General features: G+C 66.7%; 15 protein-coding genes, 1 pseudogene and 1 riboswitch. Of the genes and pseudogenes, 7 read left to right on the top strand and 9 right to left on the bottom strand.

Features of this window, described 5'->3' with window-relative positions; translation table 11 throughout:
* A partial coding sequence (locus JWQ89_RS21420; protein ID WP_299644525.1) for a precorrin-8X methylmutase occupies positions 1-610 on the bottom strand: 610 nt, incomplete at its 3' end.
* Entirely contained in the window at positions 607-1851 is a 1245-nt protein-coding gene (locus JWQ89_RS21415) for a sirohydrochlorin chelatase (protein ID WP_299644522.1), read from the bottom strand. The genes JWQ89_RS21420 and JWQ89_RS21415, both read right to left, overlap by 4 nt.
* Before the next feature lie 249 nt (positions 1852-2100).
* Between JWQ89_RS21415 and JWQ89_RS21410 the strand changes: the two genes are divergently transcribed.
* The 4 genes from JWQ89_RS21410 to JWQ89_RS21395 all read left to right on the top strand — a co-directional run bounded on the left by JWQ89_RS21410 (position 2101) and on the right by JWQ89_RS21395 (position 4232).
* Positions 2101-3003: a cation diffusion facilitator family transporter gene (locus JWQ89_RS21410; RefSeq protein WP_299644519.1), complete on the top strand. Its 903-nt coding sequence runs from the start codon at positions 2101-2103 to the stop codon at positions 3001-3003.
* Between the two features lie 209 nt (positions 3004-3212).
* Entirely contained in the window at positions 3213-3383 is a 171-nt protein-coding gene (locus tag JWQ89_RS21405) for a hypothetical protein (protein WP_299644517.1), read from the top strand.
* A gap of 55 nt (positions 3384-3438) precedes the next feature.
* Positions 3439-3900, top strand: a complete 462-nt coding sequence (locus JWQ89_RS21400; RefSeq protein ID WP_299644515.1) for a hypothetical protein — start codon at positions 3439-3441, stop codon at positions 3898-3900.
* Positions 3900-4232, top strand: coding sequence for a cupin domain-containing protein (locus tag JWQ89_RS21395; RefSeq protein WP_299644526.1), 333 nt, complete (start codon positions 3900-3902; stop codon positions 4230-4232). The genes JWQ89_RS21400 and JWQ89_RS21395 overlap by 1 nt, the downstream gene beginning before the upstream one ends.
* Here the strand turns inward: JWQ89_RS21395 and cobO are convergent, their stop codons facing one another.
* From cobO to JWQ89_RS21365, 6 genes are all read right to left on the bottom strand, one after another.
* Positions 4233-4874: a cob(I)yrinic acid a,c-diamide adenosyltransferase gene (cobO, locus tag JWQ89_RS21390; protein WP_299644513.1), complete on the bottom strand. Its 642-nt coding sequence runs from the start codon at positions 4872-4874 to the stop codon at positions 4233-4235. It lies immediately after the preceding gene.
* A 52-nt stretch (positions 4875-4926) separates the two neighbouring features.
* The gene (gene cobN / locus JWQ89_RS21385; RefSeq protein WP_299644511.1) at positions 4927-8820 is read right to left on the bottom strand and encodes a cobaltochelatase subunit CobN; all 3894 of its coding nucleotides are present in this window, start codon (positions 8818-8820) and stop codon (positions 4927-4929) included.
* Positions 8820-9875: a cobalamin biosynthesis protein CobW gene (gene cobW / locus JWQ89_RS21380; protein ID WP_299644509.1), complete on the bottom strand. Its 1056-nt coding sequence runs from the start codon at positions 9873-9875 to the stop codon at positions 8820-8822. Before cobW ends, cobN begins: the two co-directional genes overlap by 1 nt.
* Positions 9872-10615, bottom strand: coding sequence for a CbtA family protein (locus JWQ89_RS21375; protein ID WP_299644507.1), 744 nt, complete (start codon positions 10613-10615; stop codon positions 9872-9874). The genes cobW and JWQ89_RS21375 overlap by 4 nt, the downstream gene beginning before the upstream one ends.
* A 27-nt stretch (positions 10616-10642) precedes the next feature.
* Positions 10643-10825, bottom strand: coding sequence for a CbtB-domain containing protein (locus tag JWQ89_RS21370; protein WP_299644505.1), 183 nt, complete (start codon positions 10823-10825; stop codon positions 10643-10645).
* A 34-nt stretch (positions 10826-10859) separates the two neighbouring features.
* A riboswitch (cobalamin riboswitch) is annotated at positions 10860-11071 on the bottom strand.
* 19 nt (positions 11072-11090) lie between these two features.
* Positions 11091-11690 carry a hypothetical protein gene (locus JWQ89_RS21365; RefSeq protein ID WP_299644503.1) on the bottom strand — a complete coding sequence of 200 codons (600 nt, stop codon included), beginning with the start codon at positions 11688-11690 and terminating at the stop codon, positions 11091-11093.
* Between the two features lie 115 nt (positions 11691-11805).
* Between JWQ89_RS21365 and JWQ89_RS21360 the strand changes: the two genes are divergently transcribed.
* The gene (locus tag JWQ89_RS21360; RefSeq protein ID WP_299644502.1) at positions 11806-12162 is read left to right on the top strand and encodes a DMT family protein; all 357 of its coding nucleotides are present in this window, start codon (positions 11806-11808) and stop codon (positions 12160-12162) included.
* A 7-nt stretch (positions 12163-12169) separates the two neighbouring features.
* Here the strand turns inward: JWQ89_RS21360 and JWQ89_RS21355 are convergent, their stop codons facing one another.
* On the bottom strand, positions 12170-13099 hold the full coding sequence (locus JWQ89_RS21355) for a zinc ABC transporter substrate-binding protein (protein WP_299644499.1): 930 nt from the start codon (positions 13097-13099) through the stop codon (positions 12170-12172).
* Positions 13100-13218: 119 nt separating this feature from the next.
* Between JWQ89_RS21355 and JWQ89_RS21350 the strand changes: the two are divergent.
* Positions 13219-13983 (top strand): annotated as a pseudogene (locus JWQ89_RS21350) (metal ABC transporter ATP-binding protein); the annotation flags it as partial.
* 209 nt (positions 13984-14192) lie between these two features.
* The gene (locus JWQ89_RS21345) at positions 14193-15002 is read left to right on the top strand and encodes a metal ABC transporter permease (protein WP_299644497.1); all 810 of its coding nucleotides are present in this window, start codon (positions 14193-14195) and stop codon (positions 15000-15002) included.
* Positions 15003-15051: the final 49 nt, after the last annotated feature.

Here is a 15051-nt window from a genome sequence, read left to right as displayed (position 1 = left end):
TGGAAATGGCGTTGAAGGCAGCGCTGGCGATGGCCGAGCCACCCCTGCGCCCGCGCACCGTGAGGAATGGAATAGAAAGGCGATCGGAGGCGAGCAAGGCCTTGCTTTCGGCCGCCCCCACGAAACCAACGGGCGCCGCGATGATGGCGGCCGGGCGCGGGCCCCCGGCGGCGACCAGTTCGAGCAGATGGAAAAGCGCCGTGGGAGCATTGCCGATGACGACGACGGCGCCCTCTAGGCGCGGGCGCCAGAGCTCGACTGCGGCGGCTGAACGAGTGGTGCCGAGCGATTTGGCGAGGGCTGGGACGGCGGGATCGTTGAGGGTGAGGATCAGCTCGGTCGACTCGGGCAGGTGGCGGCGGATGATGCCGGCGCGTGCCATTTCGCAATCGCAGAAGACGACCTCTCCCTTACCAAGGGAGTGCTCTACCGCCGCGGGTAGCATCGGATCGCCGACGATGTCCTGCGCCAGGTCGACCATGCCGCTGGCGTGGATCATGCGGATGGCGACGTCGTGCAGTTCCGGCGGCAGCGACGAGAGATCGGCCTCGGCGCGGATGGTGGCGAAGCTCTGGGCGTAGATGGTGTCGGGGTCGCGGAGGTAGGTCACCTCTCCTGGTCCTCGCGGGCGAGGCGGCCGGGGATTTTGGGGAGGGTCAGCGGGCCGAGGGGGTGGTCGGCGTGGGGATAGGGGTGGTGATGGTGGTCGTGACCGTCGCCGTGGTGGTGGCCGTGGTCTTGCGGATGGCCGTGATCGTGGCTCATGCCGAGGCGGATCGCCGGGAGTACGGGGTTGGCGAGCAGGGCGTGCGGGGCCGGCGCATGGACATGCGGGTGGGGGTGAGCGTGGCTGTGGTCGTGGGCCGGGAGTGGGGTCCAGGGGAGGCCGTGCTTCTTGCAGAACGCCTCGTCGCGGCAGGAGGAATCGCAATCGCCCTTGCAGGGACAGTTCTCGAGGCCGCCGCCGATGCCTTCGACGTGGTGGTGGTGACTCTCCTGCTTGAGGCCGACTTCGGCCTCGAAGCCCAGCACCTGCTCGCGATACTTGCACATGGCGCAGTTCATCAGGATCTGGCCGACCAGCATTTCCTGGATGCGATCGATGAAGGTTTCAACGACCAGCGGATGGTCGTTGAGATAGGGCGCGTTGAGGAACTCGATGTCGGGGTACTTCGCCGCGGCGTCATTGGCGGCGTCGTAGATGCGCTTGACCAGCACGCCGGTGAACAGGAAATACGGGAAGACGATGATGCGGCGATAACCGAGCCTTGCCGCGTGATCCAGCGCCGGAGCGACGAGTGGGAAGGTGACGCCGGAATAGGCGATCTCGCCCCAGCCGAAGCCCATGCCCTCCCAGAGGAGCCGCATCACCTTGGCGACATTGGAATTGGCGTCGGGGTCGGAAGCGCCCCGGCCGACGACGACGAGCAGGGTTTCGTGGCGCGGGATGTCGCGCGGGGAAGCGGCGATCGCCTGCTCGATGCGGTCGCCGGCGGCGCGCAGCATCTTCAGATCTACTCCGAGCTCGCGGCCATAGGTGATCTCGACCGGCTTGCCGGCGGCATAGGTGTTGAGCACCGAGGGGATATCGTTCTTGGCGTGGCCAGCGGCGAACAGCATGCCAGGGACGGCGAGGACGCGGGAGACGCCCTGTGCCCTGAGCTTGTCGAGGCCCTGGTGGATCACCGGATTGGCGAATTCGAGATAGCCGTATTCGACCGGCACGCCAGGAAGCCGCTCACGCAGGCGCTCTGCCAAAACGGCGAACTCGCCCACGGCGAGCTGGTTGCGGCTGCCATGGCCGCACAGCATGATTCCGGTCGCCGCCGGCAGAATCAGGGATTTGTCCATTCTCGCCTCTGTTTCGCACAAAGGCAGAGTTCGCTTTCGACCAACCAGCAGCCCCGGACTTGGTCCCCGATTTGGGTCGACCGCACCGGGCGTGAGTCTCAGTCCATCAAGGAACGCTGCGCTATCAATGGGTTGTACTGAGGGGCCGGGAGGGGGTCAAACGATTCCCGGGGCGTTGGGAACGCTTCTGAAAATCACTCGCAAATACAGCGACTTGCCAGGCCGGGCGGGCTCGTTTATTGGCCGGTGATGTCAAACAAGTCGTCCAATATCGCAGTGCGCGTCGCGTTCGGCAGCCTTGCCGTCGGCGTGCTGGTGCTGGCGCTCAAGGGGTATGCGGCTTGGGCCACGGGCTCGATCGCGCTGTTCTCGGATGCGCTCGAAAGCGTGGTCAACGTGGTGACAGCGGTGGTGGCGCTCCTGGCGGTGCGGCTGGCGGCGAGGCCGGCCGACGCGTCGCTGCCCTACGGCTACTACAAGGCCGAGTATTTTTCGGCGGTGGTGATCGGCATCTTCATCGCCGTCGCCGCGCTCTTGATCTTCCGCGAGGCCTATTTCGGCTTCTTCAGCCCACGCGACTTCACGCTCGGCCCGATTGCCATCGCCGTCAGCGTGGGGGCAACGGTGATCAACGCGCTATGGGCATTCCAGCTGACGCGGCTGGGCCGGCGCGAGCAATCGCCGGCGCTGCAGGCCGACGGGAAGCACCTCGCGACCGACGTGATATCGACGCTCGGCGTGCTGGTCGGCGTGGTGCTGGCGGCAGTGACCGGATACCACCAGCTCGACGCGATCCTCGCGGGGCTGGTCGGCCTCACCATCCTCTGGTCGGGGTGGGAGCTGGTCAGGCAGAGCGTGATCGGGCTGATGGACGTGGCCGTGGAGCCGAAACTGCTCAACGAGATTCGCGACATCATCTCGAGCAATGCCGAGGGCGCCATCGAGGCGCATGACATCCGCACCCGGCAGGCGGGACAGATGACGTTCATCGATTTTCATCTCGTGGTGCCGGGCGCGATGAGCGTCGAGACCGCGCACGAGATCTGCGACCGGATCGAAGCCAAGCTGCGCGAAACGGTGGAGCGCGCGCAGATCACCATCCACGTGGAGCCGGAGAACAAGGCCAAGCACTCGGGGATCGTGGTGGTTTAGGGTCGGGGCTGGACGGTGGCTGCCTCGGCGTCGGGGCGTGGCGCCCCCCCTGTCCCCTCCCCCTAAACATGGCGAGGGGGACGCTTCAGCGGCTTCAGCATCGTCCTCCGGCCCCGCACAAACCTTGTGCAAAGCCGCTTCAGCGGCGTATTCGCGATTCACACGCACAGATAGGCTCACGCTTGTGTGCATGACCCGAGGAGGTCCCGATGAATCTCAATGCGCCTAGCCAGACGTTGTTCATTGTCGCCGTGGTCATCGCAGTAATCGCACTGCTCGGCCAGATTATTGCGATCCCGTTCGTTAGTGTCTACGCATTCTGGATCCTGCTGCTCGCCTTCATCATTCTCGCCGTCGGCGTGATGATGCGGGGTACCTGACGCCGGGTAGGTTCCGGGTTGCAAGGCAGGCGCATGGCAGGCAATCATCGCCGCCATGCGCCGGCTGTTTCTGCTGATCTTCGCCCTGTTGACCGCCCCTGCCCTCGCCGAGGACTGGGGCAGCTATGAGAATGCGCGTTTCGGCTACATGATCGACGTGCCGCCCGGTTTCAGCTGGGGCAAGGAAGCGGACAATGGCGACGGCCGGAGCTTCCGCAGCGGCGCAACGCGGCTCAGCGTGTGGGGCGGGAATATCGTCGAGCCGAGCTTCGAAGGCCAAGTCGAGGCGGCGATGGGACTTTCGGCCGCTGACGGCTGGGCCATTACGTACCACGCGGTGACGCCGAGCTGGGCCGGCTACTCGGGCTCGCAGGCCAAGCGCATCCTCTACCAGCGGATGATCGCGCTCTGTGATGGGGCCTATGCGGCGTTTCGGCTGGAATATTCGGCGGTGGAGATAGGAAAGCTCGAGCTGGTGGTGGACCGGCTGGTCAAGTCACTGAAAGGGGATTGCTGATGGCGCGCGTGATCGAGCGCCGGGAGTGGGCGATGCACCCCACCCGCTGGTCGGGGGAGTGGGAAGGCGGAGACGCCAACGTGACGCTGATCTTTCACGACAGCGTGGAGCCCGGGCACGGACCGCGTCTCCACACCCACCCCTACCCGGAGACGTTCATCATCGAAGCCGGGCGGGCGCTGTTTACGATCGGGAATAGCGCAGTGGAGGCGGGGCCGGGGCAGATCCTGATCGTCCCGGCCGATACGCCGCATAAGTTCACGACACTAGGGCCGATGCGCTCGGTGCACATCCATGCGAGCCCGAAGTTTGTCACGCACTGGCTGGAGTAATCAGAACTCGATGCCCGCCTGCGCCTTCACGCCGGTGCGGAAGGGGTGCTTGATCTCGGTCATTTCGGTGACGAGGTCGGCAAGTTCGATGAGTTCGTCCTTGGCGTTGCGGCCGGTGACGATGACGTGGGTGTCGCGGGGCTTGTTGCGGAGCAACTCGAGCACTTCGTCGAGCGGCAGGTAGTCGTAGCGCAACACAATGTTGAGCTCGTCGAGGAGGATGAGCTTGTAGCTTTCGTCGGCGATCATCGCCTTGGCCATCTCCCAGGCGCCGCGGGCCGCGGCGAGGTCGCGCTGGCGGTCCTGGGTGTCCCAGGTGAAGCCCTCGCCCATCGCCTTGATGGTCACCTGGTCGGAGAATTTCTCCAGCACGTCGCGTTCGCCGGTGCCCCAGGCGCCCTTGACGAACTGCACCACGCCGACCTTGAAGCCGTGGCCGATGGCGCGGAACACCATGCCGAAGGCGGCGGTGGACTTGCCCTTGCCCTTGCCGGTGTGGACGATGAGCAGCCCGCGCTCCTCGGTCTTGGTGGCGAGAATCTTGTTCCGCGCCTCCTTCTTCTTCCGCATCTTTTCGGCGTGATAGGCGTCGCGCTCTGCCTCGCTCATCAGGTCGGTTTTCTTGGGGGCGCGTTCGGTCATCGTATGCTCCAGAGTTCGGGCGACTGCGCACCGCTGTTGTCGAGGTTGCGGATCATTCGGTTGCCCCACCCAGCCATTCGAATACCGAGTTCGAGCGTGGCGTCCAGAAGCCGCGGGTGCGGGCTTCGTTGAATTTGGCGATCAGCTCGTCGTAGCCGAAGCGGTTGTTCCGCTGGATGAAGGTGCGGGTCGCCTCGTCCTCGACGAAGGCTTCGAAGGCAAGGTCGAAGTGGTGGGTCTTCACGGCGCCGGTCGTCGCGGCGAAGGCGAACATGTAGTCGACGGTGGCGATGATCTCGAAGGCGCCCTTGTAGCCGTGGCGTTTTACGCCGGCGATCCATTTGGGGTTGACGACGCGGGAGCGGACGACCTTGGCAATTTCCTCCTCGAGGGTGCGGGTCAGCGGGCGCTCGGGGCGGGAGTGGTCGTTGTGATAGGCGGGGGGTTGGCGACCGGTCAGGGTCTCGGCGGTGACGGCGAGGCCGCCTTCGAACTGGTAGTAGTCATCACTGTCGAGCAGGTCGTGCTCGCGATTGTCCTGGTTGTGGACGATGGCGTCGATGTCGGCGAGGCGGGCGGCGAAGCGATCGCGCTCCGGGGTGCCGGCGGCGTGGGCGCCGTAGGCGTATTGGCCCCAGTTGAGGAAGGCTTCGGCGAGGTTGGATTTGGTCTCCCAGTTGCTGGAATCCATCAGGCCCTGGAGGCCGGCACCATAGGCGCCGGGTTTTGAGCCGAAGATGCGGTGGCCGGCGCGGAGGGCCGCGTCGCGCTCGTCGGCGCCGGCCTTCATCAGCTCCAGCGCATCGGTGCGCATGCGGGCGGCGATCGGGTTCTCCTCCTCGGGCTCATCGAGCGCACCGATGGCGCGGATGGCTTTGTCGAAGAGAGCGATCTGCGCCGGGAAGGCGTCGCGGAAGAAGCCGGAGATACGCAGGGTGACATCGGTGCGGGGGCGGCCGAGCTTGGCCAGCGGGATGATCTCGTAGCCGGAGAGGCGGAGCGATGATGGGTCCCACACTGGCCTCGCGCCGATGAAGGCGAGGGCCTGGGCGATGTCATCGCCGCCGGTGCGCATGTTGGCGGTGCCCCAGACCGAGAGGGCGAGGGAGCGGAGCGGGGTGCCGTGATCCTGGAAATGGCGCAAGAGCAGGTTTTCGGCGGACTTCCTGCCGAGCTCCCAGGCTGTAGGGGTGGGGACGGCGCGGATATCGACGGAGTAGAAATTGCGGCCGGTGGGGAGCACGTCGAGGCGGCCGCGCGAGGGGGCACCGGAGGGGCCGGGGGCGATGAACTTGCCGTCGAGGCCGGCGAGGAGGGAGGCGAGCTCGTTCGGGCCGGAGACGGCGAGGCGGGGGCGGATGGTGGATTCGATGGTGGCGAGGACGGCGGTGGTGGCGTTCCAGTCGGATTCGGGGGCGCGGCCATCGACCAGTTCTGCGACCAGGCCCTCCAGGTACTCCACCACATCGCCCAGGGTGCGTGGCCCCCCACCCCTGTCCCCTCCCCCCAAGGAGGGGGAGGGAGACCCGACTGATGGGCCGGTCCAGGGGGCACCGAGGTCCGCGGTCAGGGGATCGAAGGCGAGTTTCAGGTCGTCGGCCAGGGCGCGGATGAGGGAGGCCTCGCCTGCCCCGTCGCCGCGGGGGACACGGGCGAGGGCGACGATGAGGTCGCGCTCGAGCCGGCCGGTTGGGGACTGGCCGAAGATGTGGAGACCGTCGCGGATCTGGGCTTCCTTGAGGTCGCAGAGGAAGGTGTCGATGCGCTTGAGGTTTTCGGTGTCGTCGGGGACGAGGCCGATGTCGCGGTCGAGGCGGGCGTCGCGGGTGAAATCGAGGATGCGTTTGCGCAGGCCCGCGAGGCGGCGGCGGTCCATGCCGGAGGCGGCGTAATACTCGTCGAGCAGCGCCTCGAGGTCCTTGAGGGGGCCGTAGGTTTCGGCGCGGGTGAGCGGGGGAACGAGGTGGTCGATGATCACCGCGCCGGTGCGGCGCTTGGCTTGCGTGCCCTCGCCGGGGTCGTTGACGATGAACGGATAGAGCTGCGGCAGCTCGGCCCAGAGGGCGGCGGGGTAGCTGGCCGCGTCCAGGGCGGTGGCCTTGCCGGGGAGCCACTCGAGATTGCCGTGCTTGCCGTTGTGGATGACGGCATGGGCGGCGAATTCGTGTCGGAGCCAGAGATAAGCGGCGAGGTAGCCGTGCGGGGGGACGAGATCGGGGTCGTGGTAGGACGCCGTTTCGTCGAGGTGGTAGCCGCGGGCGGGCTGGAGCAGGACCGCGACGTTGCCGAAGCGGAGGGCGGGGAGGTGGAAGGTGTCGCCGCGGACGAAGGGGTCCGTGGCGGGGTCGCCCCAGCGGGTGGTGACTTCGGAACGGATTTTTTCGGGGAAGATAGCGAAGAGGGTTCGGTAGCGGGCGACGGGGAATGGGATGCCGGCGCCGCGGTCGGGGTGGGCGTTGGTAGGGCCGGATTGGAGGAGGTCGATGAGGGCGTTGCCATCGAGTTCGCCGACCTGTCGCCGCCCTCCCCCTTCAGGGGAGGGGGCGGGGGCGGGGGTGTCGAGGTTGAGCTTGATGGCAATGGTGGTGCTGACCGCACGCCCCCCTCCCCCTTCCCCTCCCCTCAAGGGAGAGGGCGGCGGGGCGGCTTGATCGGTGGCGTAGCCAGCCCCTTGCATTGCTCGCAGGATTTCTACCGTAGACTGCGGGGCGTCGTAGCCGACGCCGTTGGCGAGGCGGCCGTCGCGGATGGGGTAGTTGGCGAGGACGAGGGCGATGCGGCGCTCCGCGCGCAGGGTGGCGCGGAGGGTGGTCCAGTTCTTTGCCAGCGTCACCGCGCGGCGGATGCCGTCTGCGTCCGGGGCGTAGGCGGAGAGCGGGCACTGGGTGCGCTCGTGCCAGACGGCGTCGTCCTTGTGGCCGACGAGCAGCATGCCGATGCGGCCGTCGAGTTCGGGAAGGACCACCTGCATGGCGAGGTCCTTGGCCGTGAGGCCCTGGCTGTCGGCGGCCCATTGCGATTCCGGGCGGCCGCCCTGGATCAGCTGGATGACGGGAGCATCGGTGCCGGCGAAAGGGTTCTGCTTGTCGTCGAGGCCGTCGAGGCCGAGGGCGAAGCCGGTGAGGTTGAGGATGGCGCTCGGGGGGTACTCGGCGAAAACAGATTGTGCGAAGCGGATGCAGGCGCCTTCCTTCAGCGTCGAAACGACGATGGGGATGGGGTTGAGCGATTGGGCTTCGAGTTCGGCGATGAGCGCTTCGAGGGTGGCTGTGCCGGCGCCTTCGAGGGCGGCGCGGTAGAAGAGGATCGGAATGTTCGGGTTGGGCGATGGCGGCAGGGCGTCGACCATGCCGCGAGTGGGGTGCCAGAGGCCGAAGCGGGGGAAGGGCTTGGGGGCGAGGTTGGGAAGCGCTGGTGCGTGGGGACCCCCACCCTTGGTCCCTCCCCGCAATGGGGAGGGTGACGACTGCGATAGCAGTGCGAAAGCCGTCAACAGCGCTTCGGCGTTTTCGGGGCCGCCAGCGGTGAAGAGGGCGTGGAGCCTCGTCCAGTCATCCGGGTGGATGGTGGAGCGCTGCTGCAGGATCGGGTCGGGGTTGGCGTCGCCGGGAAGGAGGGCCAGCTCGATTTTGCCGCTGAGGGCCAGCGCGGTCAGTTCGTCGACGCCGTATTGCCAGTAAGCGGGACCACCGAGCAGGCGGACGACGACCAACCTTGCGTGCCGCACGGTCTGGTCGAGCCAGAGGTCGACCGAGAGATTGTGGCTCAACCGCAGCAAGTTGGCGAGGCGCAGGTCTGTGGCCCCTGCCCGGTCGGCGGCGGCGGCCAGCATCATCAATTCGCTATCGGCGGCCGAGGCGAAGATGATGTCGGCGGGCGACTGGGCGAGGTCGATGGCCTCGCCTTCCTGCTGCAGGGCGCCGGCCTGGGCGGCGAGGAGATGCATCAGGCCGCGGCGGCGACCGCGCCCCTCAGGCTCGCGATGATCGCTGCATGATCCAATGGGCTCTCGCCGATGACCACCAAAGCCGTCTCGCGGACCTCGCCCGGCTTCCATGGCCGGTCGAAATAGGCGGTGACGCGCGGGCCGACCGCCTGGATGGCGAGGCGGGCCGGAGCGCCCGGGAGGGCGGCGAAGCCCTTGAGGCGCAGCACGTCGTGGGCGCGGATGGTCTGCTCGATGGTCTGGAGCAGGTGGTCCTTGCCGGCGACGCCGTCGAGCCTCACCGAGAACGAGTCGAAGTCGTCATGCTCGTGGCCCCCGCCACCGTGCTCCAGCTCATGGTGGCTCTCGCGACCGGCGAGGTTGTCTTGGGTCGAGAGGCCCATGCCGAGCAGTGCGGCGACATCGACATCGCCGTTGCGGGCGCGGACAATGCCGGTGCCGGGGCGCATCTCGGCGCGGAGGTGCTTTTCGATGGTGTCGAGGTCGGCATCGGAGACCAGGTCGGCCTTGTTGAGGATGATGAGGTCGGCGGCGACCAGCTGGTCCTCGAACAGTTCGCCGATCGGCGTCTCGTGGTCGAGCATGGCGTCGGCGGAACGGAGCGCGTCGACGGCGGCCTCGTCATTGGCGAAGCGGCCTTCGGCGAGCGCCGCGGCGTCGGCGACGGTGACGATGCCGTCGATGGTGACCTCGGACTTGATCTCGGGCCAGTTGAAGGCGCGGATCAGCGGCTGCGGCAGGGCGAGCCCGGATGTCTCGATGACGATGTGGTCGGGGCGATCCGGGCGCGAGAGGAGCGCCTGCATGGTGGGGATGAACTCGTCGGCGACGGTGCAGCAGATGCAGCCGTTGCTGAGCTCGATCATGTCCTCCTCGCGGCAGGTCTCGTCGCCGCAGCCGGCGAGGATTTCCTTGTCGACGCCGAGTTCGCCGAACTCGTTGATGATGAGCGCGATGCGCTTGCCGTGAGCGTGGGCGAGGAGGTGGCGGACCAGCGTGGTCTTGCCGGCGCCGAGGAAGCCGGTGATGACGGTGACGGGAATCTTCTCAGTCATGCGTGGGCTCCCTTGAGGGCAAAGGCGGGGGATCTGACGAAGCGCTCGTTCAGCCAGCCGAGCAGCGGGCCGACGGTGAGCCAGAACAGCGCGCCGGTGGCGAGTGTCGCCGCGGCGAATTCGGTGGCGAGGTGCGCTGGGACGGCGCTCTCATGCTCGCCGGCGAGTTGCGGGGCGCCGATGACGTGCGGGGCGAGGATCAGCACGGCGGCGATGACGATACCGCTCCAGTTGCGGAGTTTTGCGATGGCCAGCATGCCGGCGCCGGTGGCGATGGCGGTGCCGATCCACCAGACCTGGCGGGCGACGAGATCGGCGGCGGGCATGCCGGGGAGCTTCGGCGCGAGGCCGAAGGCCGGGGCGAGTTGCAGGGCGATGAAACCGCCGAGGCCCCATATGATGCCGTTGCGGGCGGTGATCTCGATGCCGGAGAGGACGGATACGGCGGCGAGGAGGAAGGCAAGGCCGATGCCGCCGAGGAGGCTGGCGAGAACCGTGTAGAAGATGCGCTCGGGGCCATCCTGCGGCGCCCAGGCGTCCGCTTCGTGCTCATGGGCCGGGGTGCCGGCCTCGTGGCTGTGTTGGGCTGCTGCCGGCTCCGCGGCGGGAGCGGCGTTCTCATAGACCTCGGCGGCGAGGATCAAGGGCACGACGCGCCATTGCTGCACGGCGCTCATGGCCAAGCCGGCTGCAAGTCCTGAGAGGACCGCAGCGAAGAAGATCCGCTGGAAGAGTTTCATCGATGTCTCGCAGGGTTCTGACTGTCGTCAGTGGCAGGGGAAGCCGAGCGCATGGCGCGTGTCGTGCGCGCCATTGTGGATGGCCATGTCACTGGCAAAGCCGACGCCGCCGACAAGGACGACGCCGAGAAACAAAGCCAGCACACCTGCGATAAGCCGTTGCGAGACAGAAAGACCGGCGACGGACGCCGTCTGGACCTGAGTGTTCATATGCCTGCACCCTCCGTGCGGATGAAATGGGCTCTTCGCCCTGTTGCACGCTGGCAGGTCTCCTGGCTCACGGGTCGTGGTGTCCCTCCACCTTCCCGGCCTTGGCCAGTGGTATTCGGAGGGCACTCGCCGCTTACAGTTGCGGGGGCAGCCACGGATTTGGTCCCTGATGGGTACGCCGCACCGTGTTCCCTTTTGATCCCCTCGCCCGAACGAGTCCGGGGAACCAACGTGGACCATGGTTACGCTGCCCGAGGGGGCGCGGTCAATCTTCGGTGGCGGAGAAATCCGGATAGCCAACGGTGACGGTGTCAATCCGCGCATCGACCTTCTCCAGCAGCGGCTCGCTCGAGGAGATCTGCTGGTCGCCCGAGATGGCATCGACATTGAGATCGGCCGGATAGTCGCCGGTGGCGAAGCGGGCCGAGACGACGCAGCCGCCCGGCAGGTCGCCGAGCTTGCCGCCCTCGAAGGAGGCCGAGCCGCCATAATCCCAGAAGAACCCGTAGAGCTGGAACGGCCCGCCGTTCAGCGCCTCGACCTCCTTGACGGTCAGGCCCTTCTTGAGGCCGCCAGGGGCGGTATCGCCGGGCGGAACGGTAACGTAGGCGAGGCGCTCATGCTTTTCCTCATCCCACCAGCCGAACTCCATGGTCTTTGTGGGATCGTTGGGGAAGACGGTAGTGGCGAGAACGGTGGAGCCCTCGGGACCGGGGACATCGCCGGTGACCACGTTCTCCCTGCCGTACGTCTCGATCAGCCGGGCTTCGGAGCTGTCGGCGGCGAACGGGCCGTCGCAGGTGATGTCGGCGGCCATGGCGGGCGCTGCGAGCAGCAGCAACGGGAACAGGGCGAGCGGGCGCATGGTCATGCCTCCATTGTTCCGCCGATTCTAGCGGAGGCTCGCGAGTCTGGGCAGGCCTTGCGGCGGAAGCTTGGCATGGGGATCAATGGCACGGCGTGATTCGCCCGGTGCCCGAATGCCCTTCACCTTCCAGACGCTGATGCCGATCCTGCTGCTGATCGGGTCCAACGTGTTCATGACCATCGCCTGGTACGGGCACCTGAAATTCCCCAGCGCCGTGATGTGGGTGGCGGTGATGGGAAGCTGGGGCATTGCGCTGGTCGAATACTGGCTGGCGGTGCCCGCCAACCGGATCGGCTATGGCGCCTATACGGCGGCGGAGCTGAAGACCATCCAGGAGGTGATCAGCCTCGCTGTGTTCGCGGGCTTTGCGGTGTTCGTGCTCGGTGAGAAGCTGACCTGGAACCACGCGGTCGGCTTCACGCTGATCCTCGCCGGCGCGTTCTTCATCTTCCGCGGGCAGCTGAGATAGCTGGTTGCTACGCCGGGCTGAGGCAGCTTGTGAGGCTCGCGGCGAGGTTCTCGATCAGCTTCCGGTAGAGGCCGGGCCCCTCGTCGAGATTGGCGCCTTCGGGGTCGAGCACGCCCTCCTTGGCGGTGGTGCCTTCGGTCAGCACGTTGACGATGCGCGGATCGAACTGGGGTTCGGCAAAAACGCAGGCTGCGTCGAGGGTCTTGAGCTTGTCGCGGATTTCGTTGATGCGGTCGGCGCCGGGGGTGACTTCGGGGCTGACGGTGATCGAGCCCGCGACGTTAAGGCCGAAACGCTTCTCGAAATACTGGTAGGCGTCGTGGAAGACGACGAAGGGGTGGTCCTTGATGGAGGCGAGGCTTGTCTCCGTCTCGGCGATCAGGGCGTCGAGGTCGGCGGTCTCGGTCGCAGCGTTGGCGCGATAGGTGTCGGCATGCTCGGGATCGGCCTTGCTCAGGCTGTCAGCGATCAGGGCAACCATCGCCTTGGCATTGGCCGGGTCGAGGAAGAAGTGCATGTCGGTTTCCTCGCCCTGCCCCGCGCCCTCCGCAGCGGGCGCTTCGTCGGCATGCTGCTCGAAGGTGCCGCTCTCGCGCGGCGGCAGCAGGCTTATCCCCGGCGCCTCACTCAGCTCCACAATGGTTGCGGTCGGAGCGAGCGTGGCGATCGAATCCTCGAGGAAGACTTCGAGCCCATGTCCGGTCCAGAATACCAGGTTGGCAGATTGCAGGGCCTGGGCGTCGGACGGTTTGAGGCTGTAGGTGTGGGGCGAAGCGGCGCCCTTGACGATCAGGGCAGGTTTCCCAAGATCTCCCATCACGGCAGCGACCAGCGAGTGGATCGGCTTCACGCTGACCACCACTTTCGGCACCTCCGCGAACGCCGCGGACGACCAGCCGAGCGCGGCAATGAGCGCCAGGATGAAGCTTTTCTGCATATCGGACCCCTCTCGGTAACGTCACCGGGATTGCATGAAATGTTATGACATAACGCTTTCGGTGTGTTAGCCCATAACGTAATGTTAGAACGTCAGCAAGAGACGGAATCATGAATTTCATGGATGCGGCAGGCGGGCACGAGGTGCTGGCGGATGTCGCCGGCGCCGGGGTCCGGCGCGATGGGCGGTGGCTGGTCGAGGGGGTCGACCTGTCGATCCGGCGGGGCGAGATCGTGACGATGATCGGGCCCAACGGCTCGGGCAAGTCGACGACGGCCAAGCTCGTTACGGGCGTGCTGAAGCCCGATGTGGGAACTGTGTCACGCAAGGCCGGGCTGCGGATAGGCTACGTGCCGCAGCGGCTCTCGATCGACTGGACGATGCCGCTGACGGTCAGGCGGCTGATGACGCTGACCGGCAGCTACGGCAAGGATCAGATCGAGGCAGCGCTCAGGGCCACCGGCGTAGCGCATCTTGCCAATGCCGAGGTGCAGCATCTGTCGGGCGGCGAGTTCCAGCGAGCGCTGCTGGCGCGGGCGATGATCCGGAAGCCGGACCTGCTGGTGCTCGACGAGCCGGTGCAGGGCGTCGATTTTTCGGGCGAGGTGGCGCTCTACGACCTCATCGGGCAGATCCGAGAGGAGACACAATGCGGCATCCTGCTGATCAGCCACGACCTGCACGTGGTGATGGCGGCGACGGACACCGTGATCTGCCTCAACGGCCACGTGTGCTGCCGCGGGACGCCCGAATCGGTGGCGCGGAGCCCGGAATATCTCAGCCTGTTTGGCGCGCGCGCGGCCTCCGCGCTGGCGGTGTACCAGCATCATCACGACCATACGCATTTGCCGGACGGGCGGGTGCAGGAGGCGGATGGGCGGGTGGTGGACGCGCACGAGCATGAGGAGCATGGGCATGGGTGACGGCGTGATGGTGCGGTGCGTGTGGACCCCCACCCCTGTCCCCTCCCCGCAAGGGGGAGGGAGACCCTCTCTGTCTGTCTCCGCATCTCGGCACCGAGTCCTCGGCTTTATCGTCTCCCTCTCCTTTGCGGAGTGGGGGTCGGCGCGCACCGCCGGCCAGGGAGCCTCTCATGCTTGACGACTTCTTCACCCGCGCTCTGCTTGCCGGCGTCGGGCTCTCCCTCGTCACCGGGCCGCTCGGCTGTTACATCGTCTGGCGGCGGATGTCGTATTTCGGCGATACGATGGCGCATTCGGCGCTGCTCGGGGTGGCGCTGAGTTTCCTGTTCGAGATCAACCTGATGCTCGGGGTGTTCATCGTCGCCGCGGCGGTGGCTGGGGCATTGCTGCTGCTGCAGCGGCGCAATGCGCTGTCGACCGATGCGCTGCTCGGCATCCTCAGCCACTCGACGCTCGCCATTGGGCTGGTGATGGTGGCGTTCATGAGCTGGATCAGGGTGGACCTGATGGGGTTCCTGTTCGGCGACATTCTCGCCGTGTCGGTGCCGGACATCGTGGTGATCTACATTGGTGGCATCGTCATCCTGGCGCTGCTGATCGGCATGTGGCGGCCGCTGCTGGCGGCGACGGTGAATGCCGAGGTGGCGGAGGCGGAGGGAATGCGGCCCGAGGTGACGCGGGTGGTGCTCATGCTGCTGCTCGCATCGGTGATCGCCATCGCCATGAAGATCGTCGGCGTGCTGCTGATCACCTCGCTGCTGATCATCCCGGCGGCGACGGCACGGCGGCTGAGCTCCACACCCGAGCAGATGGCGGTGATCTCGGCGGGCATCGGGGCGCTGGCGGTGACGGGTGGGCTGTTCGGCTCGCTGCGCTTCGATACGCCGAGCGGACCGTCGATCGTCGTTGCGGCGCTATGCCTGTTCCTCGTTTCCATCGCGTTGCCGGTGCATCTCTGGCGCGCCAAGCGGGAGGCCTGACCGATGGCCCACAGCCACGAAGACCACCACCATGAACGGCCGCGCGACC

This window comes from Devosia sp., from assembly GCF_028290645.1.
Lineage (GTDB): Bacteria > Pseudomonadota > Alphaproteobacteria > Rhizobiales > Devosiaceae > Devosia_A.
Note: the sequence above shows the minus strand (reverse complement) of the source record. Positions and strands in the feature narration are given on the sequence as shown.